This is a genomic window from Photobacterium gaetbulicola (genome assembly GCF_003025515.1).
Classification (GTDB): domain Bacteria; phylum Pseudomonadota; class Gammaproteobacteria; order Enterobacterales; family Vibrionaceae; genus Photobacterium; species Photobacterium gaetbulicola.
Genome location: NZ_PYME01000019.1, coordinates 90405 through 108955, shown reverse-complemented (window position 1 = coordinate 108955; position 18551 = coordinate 90405). Strand labels below are relative to the sequence as shown.

General features: G+C 54.4%; 16 protein-coding genes. 6 read left to right on the top strand and 10 right to left on the bottom strand.

Going from position 1 to position 18551, the window contains the following annotated elements:
* Positions 1-25: 25 nt before the first annotated feature.
* From pyrB to C9J03_RS17030, 5 genes are all read left to right on the top strand, one after another.
* Positions 26-955 carry an aspartate carbamoyltransferase gene (gene pyrB / locus C9J03_RS17050; RefSeq protein WP_039456194.1) on the top strand — a complete coding sequence of 310 codons (930 nt, stop codon included), beginning with the start codon at positions 26-28 and terminating at the stop codon, positions 953-955.
* Positions 956-970: 15 nt separating this feature from the next.
* A complete protein-coding gene (gene pyrI, locus C9J03_RS17045; protein ID WP_044624256.1) occupies positions 971-1435 on the top strand; it encodes an aspartate carbamoyltransferase regulatory subunit in 465 nt (154 codons plus the stop codon).
* 212 nt (positions 1436-1647) lie between these two features.
* Positions 1648-2589, top strand: coding sequence for a S1 family peptidase (locus tag C9J03_RS17040; protein ID WP_052829838.1), 942 nt, complete (start codon positions 1648-1650; stop codon positions 2587-2589).
* Positions 2590-2828: 239 nt separating this feature from the next.
* Positions 2829-3308 (top strand): arginine repressor, encoded by a 480-nt coding sequence (locus C9J03_RS17035; protein WP_039456202.1) that lies wholly within the window; start codon positions 2829-2831, stop codon positions 3306-3308.
* Positions 3309-3454: 146 nt separating this feature from the next.
* A complete protein-coding gene (locus C9J03_RS17030) occupies positions 3455-3841 on the top strand; it encodes a Rid family detoxifying hydrolase (protein ID WP_044624257.1) in 387 nt (128 codons plus the stop codon).
* A 93-nt stretch (positions 3842-3934) separates the two neighbouring features.
* Here C9J03_RS17030 and idi read toward each other — a convergent pair whose 3' ends face one another.
* From idi to nudF, 8 genes are all read right to left on the bottom strand, one after another.
* The gene (gene idi / locus C9J03_RS17025; protein ID WP_044624258.1) at positions 3935-4465 is read right to left on the bottom strand and encodes an isopentenyl-diphosphate Delta-isomerase; all 531 of its coding nucleotides are present in this window, start codon (positions 4463-4465) and stop codon (positions 3935-3937) included.
* 83 nt (positions 4466-4548) lie between these two features.
* A complete protein-coding gene (locus tag C9J03_RS17020; protein ID WP_039456211.1) occupies positions 4549-5271 on the bottom strand; it encodes a 1-acylglycerol-3-phosphate O-acyltransferase in 723 nt (240 codons plus the stop codon).
* 172 nt (positions 5272-5443) lie between these two features.
* Positions 5444-7708 carry a DNA topoisomerase IV subunit A gene (gene parC, locus C9J03_RS17015; protein WP_044624259.1) on the bottom strand — a complete coding sequence of 755 codons (2265 nt, stop codon included), beginning with the start codon at positions 7706-7708 and terminating at the stop codon, positions 5444-5446.
* A gap of 100 nt (positions 7709-7808) precedes the next feature.
* Complete coding sequence (gene parE / locus C9J03_RS17010; protein ID WP_044624260.1) at positions 7809-9692, bottom strand: DNA topoisomerase IV subunit B; 1884 nt, start codon at positions 9690-9692, stop codon at positions 7809-7811.
* A 154-nt stretch (positions 9693-9846) separates the two neighbouring features.
* Positions 9847-10425: an esterase YqiA gene (gene yqiA / locus C9J03_RS17005; RefSeq protein ID WP_044624261.1), complete on the bottom strand. Its 579-nt coding sequence runs from the start codon at positions 10423-10425 to the stop codon at positions 9847-9849.
* Positions 10426-11250 (bottom strand): 3',5'-cyclic-AMP phosphodiesterase, encoded by an 825-nt coding sequence (gene cpdA / locus C9J03_RS17000; protein ID WP_044624262.1) that lies wholly within the window; start codon positions 11248-11250, stop codon positions 10426-10428. It lies immediately after the preceding gene.
* Between the two features lie 30 nt (positions 11251-11280).
* Positions 11281-11709, bottom strand: a complete 429-nt coding sequence (locus C9J03_RS16995) for a DUF1249 family protein (RefSeq protein WP_082008417.1) — start codon at positions 11707-11709, stop codon at positions 11281-11283.
* Between the two features lie 25 nt (positions 11710-11734).
* Positions 11735-12370, bottom strand: coding sequence for an ADP-ribose diphosphatase (gene nudF, locus C9J03_RS16990; RefSeq protein WP_039456229.1), 636 nt, complete (start codon positions 12368-12370; stop codon positions 11735-11737).
* A 279-nt stretch (positions 12371-12649) separates the two neighbouring features.
* Between nudF and tolC the strand changes: the two genes are divergently transcribed.
* Entirely contained in the window at positions 12650-13933 is a 1284-nt protein-coding gene (gene tolC / locus C9J03_RS16985; RefSeq protein WP_044624263.1) for an outer membrane channel protein TolC, read from the top strand.
* Between the two features lie 123 nt (positions 13934-14056).
* Here tolC and hldE read toward each other — a convergent pair whose 3' ends face one another.
* Positions 14057-15487: a bifunctional D-glycero-beta-D-manno-heptose-7-phosphate kinase/D-glycero-beta-D-manno-heptose 1-phosphate adenylyltransferase HldE gene (gene hldE / locus C9J03_RS16980; protein WP_044624264.1), complete on the bottom strand. Its 1431-nt coding sequence runs from the start codon at positions 15485-15487 to the stop codon at positions 14057-14059.
* 138 nt (positions 15488-15625) lie between these two features.
* Complete coding sequence (glnE, locus tag C9J03_RS16975; RefSeq protein WP_044624265.1) at positions 15626-18481, bottom strand: bifunctional [glutamate--ammonia ligase]-adenylyl-L-tyrosine phosphorylase/[glutamate--ammonia-ligase] adenylyltransferase; 2856 nt, start codon at positions 18479-18481, stop codon at positions 15626-15628.
* Between the last annotated feature and the right edge of the window lie 70 nt (positions 18482-18551).

Here is an 18551-nt window from a genome sequence, read left to right as displayed (position 1 = left end):
TCGTAATTAAAAGGGAAGAGAAGCCATGGCGAATTCGCTGTTTCAAAAGCACATCATTTCCATCCCGGAACTGAGCCGTAGTGAGCTTGAGCTGGTTGTCGAGACTGCAGGCAAACTGAAAGCCGAGCCGAACCCTGAACTTCTGAAGAACAAGGTAGTTGCAAGCTGTTTCTTCGAGCCATCCACCCGAACCCGCCTTTCTTTTGAAACTGCGGTTCAGCGCTTGGGCGGCACCGTGATTGGCTTTGACAACGGTGGTAACACCTCACTGGCGAAAAAAGGTGAGACCCTTGCCGACTCAGTCCAGGTCATCTCCTCGTATGTGGATGCCTTTGTGATGCGCCACCCACAGGAAGGGGCGGCCCGTCTAGCCTCCGAGTTCTCAAACAACGTCCCTGTGATTAACGGCGGTGACGGTGCCAATCAACACCCAACCCAAACCCTGCTGGACCTGTTTACTATCTACGAAACTCAGGGCACGCTGGATAACCTCAATGTGGCGTTCGTCGGCGACCTGAAGTACGGCCGAACGGTTCACTCCCTGACCCAAGCACTGGCGAAATTCAACAATGTGAAGTTCTTCTTCATCGCACCGGAAGTGCTGGCAATGCCGGATTACATCTGCGAAGAGCTGGACGAAGCCGGCATCAGCTACAGCCTCCACCACGCGATGGAAGAAGTGATCCCTGAGCTGGATATCCTGTACATGACCCGCGTGCAAAAAGAGCGTTTCGACGAGTCAGAGTATGCCCACATGAAAGCGGCTTACATCCTGACCGCCCCAATGCTGGCCGAAGCCCGTGACAACCTGAAGGTACTGCACCCGCTACCACGCATTGATGAAATTACCACGGATGTCGACAAGACCAAGCATGCTTACTTCTTCCAGCAAGCAGAAAATGGTGTGTACGCACGTGAAGCCCTATTGGCACTGGTCCTAAACGAAGCAATCTAAGCAGGAGAGAAAACAATGGCGAAGGAAACACAACTACAGGTCGAAGCGATCAAGAACGGTACAGTTATCGACCATATTCCTGCAAATGTCGGTTTCAAAGTCCTGAAGCTGTTCAAAATGCACAAAACCAACCAGCGCGTCACCGTTGGCCTCAACCTGCCTTCCTCGGCACTGGGAGCCAAGGATCTGATCAAGATCGAAAACATCTTCATCAGTGAAGAGCAGGCAAGCCAGCTGGCCCTTTACGCGCCACAGGCGACCGTCAACCAAATCGAAAACTACGAAGTGGTGAAAAAGCTGAACCTGGCCCTGCCAGAGCAAATCAATGCCGTATTCAAGTGCCCGAACAGCAACTGTATCTCACACGGCGAGCCAGTCGACAGCAGCTTCAAGGTGATCACCAAGAAAGAAGACATCCAACTCAAGTGTAAGTACTGTGAAAAAGTCTTCTCACGGGAAATCGTCACAGAAAGCAACTAAGCCACCAGCTCAAAAACGGCTAACTGGCTGAAAAAGTTGTCTCACTTACGACATCTGATGCCCTAGGAAAAAGAAAGCCTGCTCAACTTTGAGCAGGCTTTTTTATTCTCATTTCCGACCCCCCGCCCCTTCTTTCGGCTCACTACCTTTAATATTCCAGCCTTGCGTGCTGGCAAAACAATAAAAAACAAAAACAATCATAGGCTAGTGAAATGAAAAAACATGCGCACCTTGTCAAAGCAGTCTGGTGCCTGCTTATCCGTCCCTGTCATATATTTCTTGTTTCAGCCACATTATCGGGCTGTGTTACCAGCAACGGTCCCGTCCAGCAAACCTACCAGCATTCCGCCAACGAGATGGTCGTGATCGGGGTACCGATGCTGCTGGGCGGCTTCGGCTCGGCCGTACCGATCAGCAATGACTATATGATCACCGCCAAGCATGTCGCCCAGCTGTCCTGGGATCTCGATGTCATCTACCATCCAGCATGCGATTTGGCCCTGATCCGCCGCCCCTCCAATGCCCAACCAATTTGGGGCTTGATCTACCCCGACCAGTCCGTCATCCACCATGGTCACTCCCTCGTCGGGACCACCGTGAGCGGCACAGGCAAATACCTACAGGATGTGGTTGATACCAACACCGATTGCCTCTATTCACTCAGTGATGCGCCGGTCATGTCGGGCATGAGTGGTGGGCCCGTGTTCAATGAAGACGGGGAAATCGTCGGGATCACCGTAGCCATCGTCAACAACCCACAAGATTTGAACAACCTGCGGCCGGCCGCACGCTACAGCCAGTTCATCCCCTCCCCGCTGATTTTCGACTGGCTGGATGCACTGGGTATTACAGTGAAGTCGGCCAGTACCGAGCTCGCCGGGATTAAAGTGTCAGACTACGTCAGCGAGCTCAACCGCCCGAGCAAAGAAGCGATTCAGGTAGCCAGCAATAGCAGCCCCAACGCATCACCTGAGCGCCAGCAACGTCGCCCCCTATTACCGGCAACCCAGTACAACAACTATCCCTCGGGCAACCTGTCGGGGCTCAACCTCCCCGACGAGGAAGAAGGGATGGCCGCGAACCAATCCCAACCGGCAGTCAAGTTAGATCCTCGAACCCTACTTGATCAGTCAGGATATAATTCCTCATTCTAAGCAAATGGATGGCGTTTTGTTTTGGTGATAGGGGTCAATAAATTACTTTGACATTGTTGATATGATGCCATTGCAAGATTATGCAACCGAGACATTATCTCTTGCCACCAAGCAGCCGATAACTCGCACCGAAAAGAAGCGGAGACTTCACACAACACCCCACCGTTGCGAAGGCTACGAACGAGATACGATCAAAAGACCAATAGAATAACAAGGAGTTGCCCGTGAGTGGATACAGTATGCACGGAGCGATAGACGCTTTCTGCCAAGAGGAAAGCATGACTTCCGCCTGCAAGCGGTTATTGCAGCAACAAAGCTTTTCAACCCAGGACGATATCCGAAAACAGCTAATCGCCATGGGCTTTGAAGATGTTAGCCAGTCCACCGTCTCCCGCCTGCTATCTAGGCTGGGCGTGGCAAAGGTACCCAATGCCTACGGCAAAAAAGTCTACTGCCTAACCGTAGAGAGCGAGCCGGTACAAGTTGGCTCATCGATTGCTTCCCAGATCGAGTTCATTACCCATAACCAATTGGTCGTGGTCGTGAAAACCCACCCTGGGGGTGCCCAGCTTGTGGCTAGGCTGATCGACATACAACCACATGCCGAGATCCTCGGTACCGTAGGCGGCAACGACACGGTCATGGTCGCGCCGAAAGATATCACCCGTATTGATGAGTGTGAAAAAGTGGTCAAGGCGAGGCTCGGGATCCCAGCCTGAACCGCCGTCCCCTCGCGCGCGAAACAAGGCAGCCCAATAATGCTGCCTTTTTATCCAGCCTACCTGAAACCCTTTGACCTCTTTGCCAATGGGTTGCAAACTAGACCTCTAACGATGACCTAACATGAATTAAGTAAGGACAAGTAATGACTCAAGTACTTCACACAGAGCAGGCACCAGCTGCAATCGGCCCTTATGTACAAGGTGTAGATCTAGGCAACATGGTACTTACTTCAGGCCAGATCCCTGTAAACCCTCAAACCGGTGAAGTGGCTGACGATATCGCTGAGCAGGCTCGCCAGTCACTAGAAAATGTAAAGGCGGTAGTTGAGTCGTCTGGCCTTAAGGTCGCAGACATCGTCAAAATGACGGTATTCGTAAAAGATCTGAACGACTTCGGTACGGTTAACGAGGTATACGGTAAGTTCTTCGACGAGCACAATGCGCCATACCCTGCGCGTTCTTGCGTTGAAGTCGCTCGCCTGCCAAAAGATGTAAAAATCGAAATTGAAGCGATTGCCGTTCGCAAATAATCGCCTCGCCGATTAGCGATAACGCAAAAAAGCTGCCACCCGGCAGCTTTTTTTCGCTTTAGAGGCCGAACGGCCCTTCATGGCCAAGCTTAGCTAGGCGTTGGTTTCCGCCAGGGCCAGTACCTGCGGAAACCAAGCGGTAAAGTGTTCAGGCGCTTGTTCAAGCGCTGTTTGCAATTCACTCTGAGGCCACCAGCGATAAGCCAGCACTTCCTCCGGGTTCGGTACCACCGTGATATCTGTGGCTGAAGCCACCAAGACATGATCCAACTCGTGCTCCACCAACCCATTACCCAGCTCGGCACGGTAGACAAAATTGGCCACATCAACCAGGGCTTGGATATCAACAACCCCCATCTCTTCCGCCAACCTGCGGATCCCCGCCTGCTCCATCGATTCTCCCTGGCGCGGATGAGAGCAGCAGGTATTGGTCCATAACCCGCCACTGTGATATTTGCCCAATGCGCGTTGCTGCATCAGGAATTCCCGCTCGTTACCACGATCACGGTACAGCAATACCGAAAAAGCCAAATGAAGGACACCGTCCCGGTGAGCCTGCATTTTTTCTTCGACGCCAAGCTCCCTGCCCTGCGGATCGACTAATATAACCTGTTCTTCAATCATGGTTCGTTCAACTACACAAAAACAAAAAGGACACGCTAGGGCATGTCCTTAATCATTCACACAATGGCAAGATAGCTGGTTAATTAACGTGCTGAGCGGCTGTCCGCTTCTGCATTGAGCTCTTCCAACTTCGCCGCCATCAGATCACGACACTGATTCGACAACTGACGGACATCTTCTTTGGTCAGCCCATCTACTGGTACAGGTGGTAACATTTCAACGATCACCACACCGTTGTCCCATTTATTCAGTTTAACATTTTCCGTGCTACTACACACAATCGGCACCACCGGAACACCAGCGCCGATAGCGGCATGAAAAGCGCCGGTTTTGAACGGCAGCAAACCACGGCCGCGCGAACGAGTACCTTCCGGGAACATCCATATAGATACATTACGCTCTTTGATTTGCTCAATCACCTGGCCAATGGTGCCAACAGCCTTGCTGCGGTTGGCACGGTCAATCAAGATATTCCCAGTAAGCCAGTAAAGCTGGCCGAACAACGGCATCCAGGCAATGCTTTTCTTGCCCACGGTAACTGTACGAGGCTGAATCGCCCCTGATACGGTGAACATATCGTAGTTATTCTGGTGGTTCGCCAGATATACGCTTGGTACAGGCTGCTCTCCCTCAGGGAAACGAAGCTCCAGCTTAATACCGAAAATACGGGCCATCTTGCAGAAATGGCGACCAACGATATAAACATTCTTGGGATTACGAGGGCTGAGCAAACAGTAGCCACAGCCAAATACAAACATGAACACAGCAAATACTGCGACAGCGATCATGCGCAATACAAACAACATCAGACTCTCCTCAGCGTACAAGCGTTCGCTAGTATACTTAGGCTGCGGGAAAAAACACCTTTTATGTGCAGAAATTAGACCACATCCTACCTCTTTCTGCCCCGAACAGCCGGAAAACACCCAATAAAAAGCCCTCCTATAGGAGGGCTTCCACTCGGCTTCTCGCCTGAACTTATTCCGCTTCAGGCGCTTGCGGAGCATCAATTTCCAAGCGGGTCACCCGCTGCAAACCTCGCGGCAGCATACTGCCGCGGCGACCGCGCTCACCCCGGAAGTTATCCAGATCGGTCGGCTTGAGGCCAAGCTTGCGCTTACCGGCATGCAAAGTCAGGTGGCTGCCTTGTGGCAATACCACCAACTGCGACAGAAATTCCTCCCGAGCCTTAGAGCGAGCAGCCGGGATATTGATGATCTTGTTCCCCTTACCTTTACCCAGCTGTGGCAGCTCTTTGATCGGGAACAGCAACATCCGACCTTCATTGGTAATGGCCAGGATCTCATCATTTTCCAGATCCGCAATGCACTGCGGCGGCATCACGGCAGCATTCTCCGGTACCGTCAACAAGGCCTTACCGTTCTTGTTCTTCGAGACCATATCGCTGCACTTACAGATGAAGCCGTAGCCAGCATCCGAGCCCATCAGCCATAGTTGGTCATCATCAGCCATCATAACCTGGCGGACCTGGCTTCCCGGGGTCAGATTCAAGCGACCAGTAATCGGCTCGCCCTGACTTCGTGCCGATGGCAAGGTATGGGATTCAAGTGCATAACTGCGGCCATCCGAGCCAAGGAAAATCGCAGCCTGGTTGCTCTTACCGCGGGCATGGGCCTGGTAGCCATCTCCCGACTTGTAGCTCAGTGATGTCGGATCAACCTCATGGCCTTTGGCATGGCGGATCCAGCCTTTCTCGGAAAGTACCACAGTGATCGCTTCCGATGGGATCAGCTCACGCTCGGTCAACGCCTTGGCTTCTTCACGCTCAACCAATGGCGAACGGCGGTCATCACCGTACTTCTCGGCATCGGCCAAAATTTCTTTCTTGATCAGGGTATTCAGGCGACGCTCAGAGCCCAGCAGTTTCTCAAGGTGATCACGCTCTTTCGACAGCTCATCCTGCTCACCGCGGATCTTGATCTCTTCCAGTTTGGCCAGCTGACGCAGTTTGATTTCGAGAATCGCATCGGCCTGAATCGCTGTCAGGTCGAAGCGCGACATCAATTCGGCTTTCGGATCATCTTCGGTACGGATGATCTCAATCACTTCGTCAATATTCAGGTAAGCCGCCAGCAAACCCTCAAGGATATGCAAGCGGGCATTGACCTTGTCCAAGCGGTGCTGCAAACGGCGGCGTACGGTAGTACGACGGAACTGCAACCACTCGTTAAGGATCTGCACCAGGCCTTTAACCTGCGGACGGGCATCAAGGCCCAGCATGTTGAGATTAACGCGGAAGCTTTTTTCCAGATCGGTCGAGGCAAACAGATGGTTCATCAGCTGCTCGCTGTCCACGCGGTTAGAGCGCGGTACAATCACGATACGGGTCGGGTTCTCGTGATCCGACTCGTCACGCAAGTCTTCCACCATCGGCAGCTTCTTGGCACGCATCTGGCTGGCAATCTGCTCAAGCAGCTTAGAGCCCGACACCTGGTGTGGCAGCGCCGTGATCACAATATCACCGCTTTCCTTGTGCCATACCGCACGCATCTTGATGCTGCCACGGCCAGTACGATAGACCTTCTTCAGGTCGTTTTTCGACGTGATGATCTCCGCTTCGGTCGGGTAATCCGGCCCCTGAACGAATTCCATCACCTCATCAAGTTCGGCCTTCGGGTTCTCAATCAGATGAACAACCGCATTGGCCACTTCGCGGGCGTTGTGCGGCGGGATATCGGTGGCCATACCGACGGCAATACCGGTAACGCCGTTAAGCAAGATATGCGGCAGGCGGGCTGGCAGCATCTTCGGCTCTTTCATGGTGCCGTCAAAGTTCGGCCCCCAATCTACCGTACCCTGGCCCAGCTCGTTGAGCAGCACCTCAGAGAAACGCGATAGGCGCGATTCGGTATAACGCATCGCCGCGAAAGATTTCGGATCATCCGGCGCCCCCCAGTTACCCTGACCGTCAACTAGCGGGTAGCGGTAGGAGAACGGCTGCGCCATCAATACCATGGCTTCGTAACACGCGGAGTCGCCGTGCGGATGGTACTTACCCAGTACGTCACCGACGGTACGGGCCGACTTCTTGTATTTCGCGGTTGCCGACAGGCCCAGCTCAGACATCGCATAGATGATACGGCGCTGTACCGGCTTGAGGCCATCACCGATAAACGGCAAGGCACGGTCCATGATCACGTACATGGAGTAATTGAGGTAGGCGTCTTCGGTAAACTTCCGTAGCGGAAGCTGTTCAACGCCATCCATTGAGACATCAGTCATCGTTGGGTATTCCGTTTATGTTTCCAGCCCGTGCCAACATATCGCAAAGGCTATCAAATCATCAGGCAAGACCGGCCAATATTGTGACCGGCCCAATCAATCACACTTCGGCCATATCGCCTTTGCTCTGCAGCCAGTGGCGGCGGTCTTCCGCTCGCTTTTTGCCCAGCAGCATATCCATCATCTCGTTGGTCTGCTCGTCATCGTCGATCGTCAGCTGAACCAGGCGGCGGGTATTCGGATCCATGGTGGTTTCGCGCAACTGAAGCGGGTTCATCTCACCCAGACCTTTGAAGCGCTGGACGTTAACCTTGCCGCGCTTATTGCTGAGGCGATCGAGAATGCCGTCTTTCTCGGCATCATCCAGGGCATAGTAAACTTCCTTGCCCAGGTCGATACGGTACAGCGGTGGCATGGCGATATAGACATGGCCAGCACGGACCAAAGACTCGAAGTGACGGACAAACAAGGCGCACAGCAGAGTGGCAATATGCAGACCATCGGAGTCTGCATCGGCCAGCACGCAGATCTTGCCATAGCGCAAGCCGCTCAAATCGTCGCTGTCCGGGTCAATGCCCAGCGCGACCGAAATATCATGGACTTCCTGCGAGGCCAGTACCTGATCGGCAGACACTTCCCAGGTGTTCAGGATTTTACCGCGCAGCGGCATGATTGCCTGGAATTCACGATCGCGGGCCTGCTTGGCCGAGCCCCCTGCCGAGTCACCTTCGACCAGGAACAGTTCGGTACGCGACAAGTCCTGTTGCGAACAGTCAGCCAGCTTACCCGGAAGTGCCGGGCCCGAAGCCACCTTCTTACGCACCACTTTCTTGCTGGCACGCATCCGGCGGTGAGCGTTGGCAATACACACTTCGGCCAACTGCTCGGCAATTTGCGGACGCTCGTTCAGCCACAGGCTGAAAGCATCTTTGACCACACCGGAGACAAAGGCGGCACACTGGCGCGATGACAGGCGTTCTTTGGTCTGGCCGGCGAACTGCGGATCCTGCATCTTGACCGACAACACGTACGAGCAGCGGTCCCAGATATCATCAGCGGTCAGCTTCACGCCGCGCGGCAGCAGGTTGCGGAATTCACAGAACTCGCGCATCGCATCCAGCAGGCCCTGGCGCAGGCCATTGACATGGGTACCGCCTTGCGCGGTCGGGATCAGGTTGACGTAACTTTCGGTGATCAGCTCACCGCCTTCCGGCAGCCATAGCAATGCCCAGTCAGCAGCTTCAGTCTGGCCACTGAACACACCGGTAAACGGCTCTTCCGGTAACAGGGTATAACCCTTGACGCCTTCGGCCAGATAATCCTTCAAACCATCTTCGTAACACCAGCGGAAGGTTTCATCGCTGGTTTTATCGGTAAAGACGATTTCCAACCCTGGACAAAGCACCGCTTTGGCCTTGAGGTTGCTCTTCAGGCGGGAGACAGAAAATTTCGGGCTGTCGAAATACTTGGCATCGGGCCAGAAGTGGACGCTGGTCCCCTTGGCACGACGACCACAGGTACCGATCACTTCAAGCTCGCTGGCCTTGTCACCATTTTCAAAAGCAATTTGGTATACCTGGCCATCACGTTTCACCGTGACCTCGACGCGGGTCGACAGGGCGTTAACCACCGAGATCCCCACCCCGTGCAAACCACCCGAGAACTGGTAGTTTTTACCTGAGAACTTACCACCGGCGTGAAGCTTACACAGGATAAGCTCGACCCCAGATACCCCTTCTTCCGGGTGGATATCTACCGGCATCCCCCGGCCATCATCAATCACCTCCAGTGACTGATCCGCATGAAGAATGACCTCAACCTTGCGGGCGTGGCCTGCCAAGGCTTCATCGACACTGTTATCGATGACTTCCTGGCCTAGGTGGTTAGGCCGTACCGTGTCGGTATACATCCCCGGACGGCGGCGTACTGGCTCAAGGCCATTTAGAACCTCAATGGCTCCAGCGTTATAGCTTTGATCTGTCATAATTACGGAAAGTTACGGAAAAATTTTTTGCCACAATAGTCAGTAACCCCAGCTCGGATGTCAAGCTAGGGTCGAAAATGTGGCCCACAATTGTGAGTCGAATTTGATCCAAGTCGGGACAAATTCCTCTCAAGCAACACGTGCTCGGGAAGTATTACAGACCCAGAAATTGAATGATTTGTTCGGGATAACGATCAAATCCGACAAAACTATGATCCCCTTCGGGCTCAACCGTTTGCCGGCAGGCCGAGTATTTCTCGACAGCCTGGCGGTAATCCAGCACTTCGTCACCTTCTTGCTGGAGCAGCCACAACTGCTCGGGGTGGCGGAGTTTGCCCACATCCATTTGGCGCAGCTCATCCATATGTTTGGCTTCGAGGAAATAGCGCTCCCCGGTATAAGGATTTTCCTGCTCGCCCAAGAAGTCTTGCAACAGCTCATACGGCTTGACGGCAGGATTGACCAGCACGGCAGGCAATTGATAGCGGTCGTTAAGCCAGGTGGATACGTAGCCTCCCAGCGAACTGCCGACCAAGCCTATCCGGAATTGCTCTCGCAATGATTGCACCCGTTCATCAATAAATCGGGCGGCATCTGCGGGATAACACGGGATCTGCGGGATCTCAACCTGGATATCCGGCCGTTCACGCTGGCAATACTCAGCCATCAAGGTCGCCTTGAGCGACTTCGGTGAGCTGTTAAAGCCGTGGATATACAAGAGCAACGGCTTCATCTAGTAACCTGCGGAATCAAAGTTCGGGGTAAAGTCATGGCCATCAAGACGGTGGACCTGGGTATCGAGCTGCCCATCACGGTGCAGCGCAAGGTAGCGCCAGCCGGGACTTTTCTGGTCCAGCGCAAAATCTTGCGAATCCGGCTGGAACTGGATACAGGTCGACGGAGTTGCCAAGACCCTCACCCCCCGGTGGATACGGTCCAACTCCTGGTGGATATGGCCGCACAAAATCGCCTTCACCTGCGGATAACGGCCAACCACCTGCCAAAACGGCTCACTGTTGTGAAGCTGATGCTGATCGAGCCAGGCACTGCCTGCCGGCAACGGATGATGATGCAACAGAACCAGCGCATGCCGGTTCGGATGAGCCGACAAGGCCTGATCTAGCATATCGAGCTGCTCCCCGCTCAATTCACCGTGCGGGACCCCTTTCACCTGGCTATCGAGCAGGATCACTTGCCAATGCTCGCCGGCCAGCACTTGATGGCATGGCTTGATTTGCGGCGAGGGCAATACCGCCTGCATGCTCGGCTGGTAGTCGTGGTTGCCCGGCAGCCAAAAGCATGGCTGCGACCAGCGCGCGATCCCCTCACAAAAGCGCTGGTAAGAGTATTCAGTATGATCTTGGGAAATGTCACCCGTTGCCACAATGGCATCAAAAGGGCGCGCGGCAGCATCTACCGCATCCAGCACGGCATGAAAGCTATCTTTTGTCGTGACGCCCAACAAACTGCCGCCATCATCGGCAAAAAGGTGGGTATCGGTAATTTGCAGAAGAACCACACTATCGCGGTTCGTCTGTGGCAGAGTAAAGTTCTGCAAAACGTCAAAAACCTTGTCTATCTGATTCTATTAACAAACCGACTGTCTGCTGATCCCGTTTTTTAGGCAGTATGCCAACCAGTCTCCCAGAAAACGGTTAACTTGATGCTTCTCATCTTTCTGATGCATTCGCATATTGGGGTAATCATACCTTGGCTGAAGACGAGAAGTCTGCTGAGCTGAACACACTTCTGCGACCCTAGCATCGTGGTACAACCTGATCGTCATTTTTGGGATCAGGTAATCAGGCAGTGATTCCTCTGCCTTGAGATGTATTTCAACCACCGTGGTATAACGGGTCGACTCAGTAATGGTCAGATGATATTCCTGTTCCGAAACACAATAAATGCAATGGTCCCCTACCTGATCGCTTTTTGGTAGCAATGGGAGCAACTTCGCATAGTTGGTTTCGTACAATCGCATGATACCAGCAAAATCAACAGCGTATCTTCTATTCAATCGGTATCCTCTGTGATGTGTCCGTCTAAGAGGCCGCTTGCAACCGAGTGTAGTTCAATTGCAACCATTGTAGGGCAATGATTGAGGCTGCATTCTCAATTTTACCAGATTCCACCCACTGGTATGCCTCTTCTCGAGAAACCACATGCACTTTTATATCTTCGCCTTCCTCTGCCAGGCCATGGATGCCTTGCGCCGACGTGCTGTCCACCTCACCGACAAAAATATCCAAGGTTTCCGAACAACCGCCGGAGCTCGACAGATAGCGGGTAATCTTATGTAACTGGCCGACGTCAACGCCAGCCTCTTCCACCGACTCACGGCGCACCACATCTTGGGCTTGTTCGCCAGGCTCGATAATGCCGGCCACAATCTCCAGCTGCCATGGCGAGCAATCTGCCGCCATCGCGCCAACCCGGAACTGCTCGACCAGCACCACCCGATCGGTGGCCGGATCATAAGGCAACATGGCTGCAGCATGGCCACGTTCGAACATCTCGCGGTCCAGAGGCTCACTCCAGCCCCCCGCAAACAGGCGATGACGAAAACGGTATTTCACCATACTGAAAAAGCCTTGATACAATGGCTCCTGGGCAAGAATTTCCACATCACCGGCAGAAAACTGTCCCGGTCCGGTTTGCTTACTACCTGTTTTTGCCATGTTTTTCTTCCTTATCACCCATTCTGGCACGGCCTCCGGCCGACGAAGGCATATATCATTCCATCCCCAATGAGGAACGGCAATGATTTAATTCAACATTTATGACAATAATTATGATTTTTTTTAAGTCGTTTTTCTCAGCGAAAAGATTAGAATCACAATTAATCCAGTAAAATATCGTAAAATAAAGTAAATTGTTCAATGATCAGTTTCAGGCAAGGAAACATAGGTTAAACTGGAGCCTTGCTCTTATTTTTGTCAGGACCAGGAAAGGCATACATGAAAAAATTGCTTCCGCTTTTTGTTAGCTTTGCGCTTGGCGGTCTCAGCCATACTGCACTGGCTGATGATCTCGCCGAAATCTACCAACAAGCCAAACAGAATGACCCTCAGCTGCTGCGTGCGGCTGCCGATAAAGATACTGCGTTCGAAGCGATTAACTCAACCCGAAGCGCACTGCTACCACAAATCAACCTAACCGCTGGCTATAACATCGCCCGCATGGATGGCGATGCCGATGGTTTCAACGGTGGTTTGACCCTGGACCAATCGATCTACAACCGTGCCAGCTGGGTAAACCTAGATATTAGCGAGAAGGTGGCCCGCCAGAGCGATGCATTCTATGCGACCTCTCAGCAAAACCTGATCCTGCGTGTCTCTGACGCCTACTTCGCCGTGCTACGCGCAATGGATGACCTGGACTTCGTCCGTGCCGAGAAGGCAGCCGTTGGCCGCCAGCTAGAGCAAACCAAGCAGCGTTTCGAAGTCGGCCTCTCAGCAATCACCGATGTGCACGATGCCCAGGCGCAGTATGACAGCGTACTGGCGGACGAAATCTTGGCTGAAAATGCCCTGACTAACAGCTACGAGGGTCTACGCGAAATCACCGGCCAAGCACACACCGATCTTAGCATCTTGGATACCCGCCGCTTCAGCGCCAGCGCACCCAAAGCACGAGTGCTAGATCTGATCAAGGATGCCGAGACGGAAAACCTTAACCTATTGACGGCTCGTATCTCACAAGATATCGCCCGCGATCAGATTTCCCTAGCTGAGTCCGGCCACTTGCCGACCCTGTCTTTCAATGCCGGCTACAACTACGATGACAAGCTAGCCAGCACTGATGACGGCACACTGACCGCCGGTATCAACCTGGCACTGCCTGTCTATACCGGTGGCCGTGTGACCTCCGAAGTGAAGCAGGCCCAGTTCGGCTATGTGGCGGCAAGTGAAGATCTGGAAGGCTCTTACCGCAGCGTTGTCCGTGACGTACGTGCTTTCTACAACAACATCAACGCCTCTATCGGTGCCCTTCGCGCTTACCAGCAGTCGGTGGTTTCTGCCCAGTCGGCACTTGAAGCGACCGAGGCCGGTTTCGATGTCGGTACCCGTACCATCGTTGACGTCCTGGATGCGACCCGCCGTCTATATGATGCCAACCGTCAGCTGGCCAATGCCCGCTACGACTACATCATCAGCCAGCTTCAGCTAAAACAGGCTGTGGGCTCGCTGAACGAACAAGATGTCTTGGATGTTAATGCCGGTCTGATCAGAGCAAAGTAATCGCCGTCTATCATTCGAAATGCCAAGCATAAAAAAAGCGCCATCAGCAATGATGGCGCTTTTTATTGTCTTGGTGATACTTCAGCAAGCCCTGAGGCACCACTTTTCGACGGCAGGGGCAAGTTAGCCACGCCCCCCCTTGATAGCCGCAATGATTTCGCTTGTCGAACAGCCGTCTTCAAAGTTCAGGACCCGGACTTCGCCACCGGCAGCAATCACTTCCTGGCCTCCGGCAATCTCTTCCGGCTTATAGTCGCCCCCTTTTACCAGCAGGGTCGGCAATATTTCACTAATCAAGCGTTGTGGGGTTTCTTCGCTAAACGGCACTACCCAATCAACAGCACCCAGCCCTGCCAATACCGCCATACGGCGATCTTCCGGGTTGACCGGACGCCCCGGCCCCTTCAGCGCCTGTACCGAACTGTCTGAGTTGACGGCAACGATCAGGCGATCACCTAGCTTCGCCGCCTCGTTGAGGTAGGCCACGTGGCCGGCATGCAGGATATCGAAACACCCATTGGTCATCACGACTTTCTCGCCACGGGCGCGGGCTGCTTTCACCGCCTGCTTGAGCTGAACTTCACTGATCACCCCAAACCCGCTGTCCTGACTGCCATGGATCGCTTCAGTCAGTTCAATGGTCGACAGGGTCGAGGTGCCCAACTTGCCAACCACCACACCCGCAGCGGCATTGGCCAGCTTGCAAGAGTCCGACAACGACTTACCCGCAGCCAGCGATGCCGCCAACACCGAAATCACGGTATCACCGGCACCGGTGACATCGTACACCTCTTTGGCCTGGGTCGGCATATGCAGTGGCTCCTGGCCTTTTTGCAGCAGGGTCATACCGTGCTCGCTGCGCGTCACCAGCAGCGCTTCCAGCTCAAAGCGCTCGATCAGGGCCATGCCTTTTTCAACCAGATCTTGCTCCGACTCGGTTTTGCCCGCCACCGCTTCGAACTCAGACAAGTTCGGCGTCAGCAAGGTCGCACCGCGGTAACGTTCAAAGTCCGCCCCTTTCGGATCGACCATGACCGCCACCCCTGACTTGCGTGCCAGCTGGATCATTGCCTGCACATGCTCGAGGGCTCCCTTGGCATAATCCGACAGCACCACGACCTTACTGGAAGGCAATGCCTGCTCCATACGCGGCAAAATCACATCCGCCGGCACATCATGGAAGCCTTCTTCGAAGTCCAGGCGGATCATCTGCTGGCCGCGGCTCATGACGCGCAACTTGGTGATGGTAGGGTAATCCGGCAAAGTCACAAAGTCACAGCGCACATCCAGCGACGAGAGCTTTTCCGACAGCGCACGGGCTGGTTCGTCAATACCGGTCAGGCCAACTAGGCGGGCATGACCACCCAGTGCCGCGATATTCATCGCCACGTTCGCCGCGCCCCCCGGACGCTCCTCTACCTGATCGACTTTGACTACAGGAACGGGGGCTTCAGGTGAAATACGGCCTGTCGGCCCATACCAGTAGCGATCCAGCATGACATCACCCACGACCAGCACGCCTGCTTGATCATAATCAGGAAGAGTCAGTTTCATTTTTTTCTCCGGGATTGTGATAACCCCCAAATATTAACACAAAGCCAAATTAGCATGCATCTGCTCAGGGGATTTCAACGGTTATTCAACTACAAAGAGCGAGGCCTCCCCGCTCCTGCATATGCTGGTCAGTCAGTGTTAGGCATCGGGCTCGAGCCATGTCTGCCAGATCGCCTTGACGACCTGACGCTCAGCGGCAAAACGGCTTTCTTCCACATAGGCGGGGAGGCCGAGCAGGCTTAGCCGGTGGATTTCATCTCGCATCACACAGTAGGCCTGTTTGAGCTGCATGGCCTGCTCCGGGGCCAAAATATCGTAATCGGCCATGGTATCGAACAGGCGGACATTGTCCGACCAGCGGGTCAGGGCCTTTTCTTCGGCCGCGTGTTGTAGCACCAAATATTGGGCCAGAAACTCGATATCGGTGATCCCACCTTCATCCTGCTTGAGGCCAAACATGCCAGCCTTCTTACTGCCGAGATGTTCGCGCATCTTGTGGCGCATTTCCACCACTTCCCGCCGCAAAGAGACAGCCTCTCGGCGGACCATCAAGACTGACTGCCTGACATCCGCAAACGCCTGCTGGAGCGGGGCATCACCGTATATCATTCTCGCCCTGACCAAGGCCTGGTGCTCCCAGGTCCATGCCTCTTGCTGCTGATAGTCGGCGAACGCCCCCATGGTACTGACCAACAGGCCCGACGCGCCAGACGGCCGCAAGCGGATATCGACCTCGTACAGCACCCCCGAGGCGGTCCGGGTCGAAAACAGATGGACAATCCGCTGGGCCAAGCGCAGATAAAACTGCCTGCCGTCGATCTCTTTGCGGCCATTGGTGTACACATTATCAGGACAGTCGTGGAGGAACACCAGATCCAGGTCCGAGCCATACCCCAGCTCCCAGCCCCCCACCTTGCCATAGCCCAATACCGCAAATCCCCGTCCGCTGCGCTCGAGCAAGTGGGTCGGCTCGCCGTATTTGTCGACCATTTGCAGCCAGGCCTGATTGACCACGGCCGCAACAATGGCTTCGGCTAAATAGGTCAGGTGATCGCTGACCTTCATCAATGGCAGGGCTCCGGCAATATCGGCCGCCGCAATGCGCAGCAGTTGGGCCTGCTTAAACTGGCGAATCGCCTCCATCTGCTGCTCCATGTCCTCTTCCGGGATCCGGGCCAGGAACTCCCGCAATTCATCGCCGTAATGCTCCAGCGGCGTCGGGTTGTACAAATGCTGAGGATCAAGCAGTTCATCGAGCAAAATCGGATACTGGGCCAGCTGGGTGGCGACCATCGGGCTCGCCGCACACAGCCTAACTAATTGCTCAAGTGCGGCAGGGTGCTCACTGAGCAGTTCGAGATAAGTGGTTCGGGTTGCGATGCGGACAATGAGTTTGCTAACCCGCTCCAACACAGCGGGGGCATCATCACGGGTGACAATCAGCATCAGTACTGCCGGCATCAATTTGGCTAACACTTCGCGGCCGCGAGGGCCCAACGTGCGCTTTGACAGCTCGGCTTTCATGTTGGTCAAAACGGACAGCTGGCTGCTAGCCTCAGGGGCATTGAGCTCAGCGAGGATCGCTGTCACCACCTCAGGATCTTTGATCATGGCCCACATTTCATGGAACTGAGCCGTTGTCTCACTGTGCGACTCTTCCTCATCGGCCCCAATAATGTCATCGAACACAGCGTGGATCGCCGCCATTTTCTGGCCAACAGCCCGTTCTAACCCAGCCCAATCCTCATAACCCATCGCCAAGGCCAAGCGGTACTGATCCAAAGGTTTGTCCGGTAACGTCTGGGTTTGCTTATCATCGATAGCCTGCAGCAAGTTTTCCAGCTTACGCAAGAACGCATAACCCTGCTCGAGATCATCGACCTGCGCAGCAGGCAATAAGCCTTGAGCTCTTATAGCCTGTAGGGTCTCGCGCAACCCCCGCCCCCGCAACTCCGGCGTACGGCCACCACGGATCAACTGGAACGACTGGGCGATAAACTCCACTTCGCGGATCCCGCCAGGGCCAAGCTTGATGTTATTGGTCAGGCCACGGCGACGCACCTCACTGCTGATCATCGCCTTCATCCGCCGCAGTGACTGAATCGCACTGAAGTCGATATAGCGGCGGAAAACAAAAGGCCTCAGCATCTGGCGCAGCTCTTGGTACTGGGAAAAACTCTCCCTGCCCATGACCCGGGCCTTGATCATGGCGTAGCGCTCCCAGTCGCGCCCCTGCTCTTGGTAGTAGTCTTCCAGCGCCGCATAGCTCATCACCAGCGGGCCGCTATCCCCGAACGGGCGCAAACGCATGTCGACCCGATAGCAGAAGCCATCAAACGTCTGTTGATCGAGCGCCTTGATCAAACGCTGTCCCAAGCGGGTAAAAAACTGAGCATTGGCGAGGCTGCGGCGCCCCCCCTGGGTTTCGCCGTTCTCCGGGTAGGTAAAGATCAAATCGATATCGGAAGAAAAGTTGAGTTCACCGCCCCCCAGCTTGCCCATCCCGAGGATCAGCATCGGCTGAGCCTCACCGCAGCTGTTCATCGGCGTTCCCCACTCCCGGCAGCACTGGGTATACAGCCACCCGTAAGCCTCCATAATCATCGCCTCCGCCAGCATGGACAGATGATCCAGGCTCAAATCCAAACTGTTGTGGCCAAGGAAGTCTCGCCAGGCAATCCAGACCATTTCTCGCCGACGGAACTGGCGCAGCACCCGCATCATACCAGCCTCATCGTTGATCGTTGCCAGCTCCCCGGCCAGTTCACAGCGGTAGTTTTCGGCCCGAGTCGGATCCCCAAGGTGCTGGGCCAACCAGGGCAACAAAGCGGCATCGCAGACTACCGCGGCGGTAATGAAGTCACTGTAGGCCAGTGCCTGCTTGAGCTGGCCGAGCTTTTCCGCCGGCCAGCTTGCTACGGCTTCTGGCTGGGCGCCACTCACCTTGTCCCACGCCTTGTCCATTGCGGTTTGGAAATGATCCTGCACAGTCATAGGGGTTCCTTTTCAAATGCCTTGTTGTTGCCTGCCAACGGCCTGCCGCACAATCAGCGGTATTGCCTGA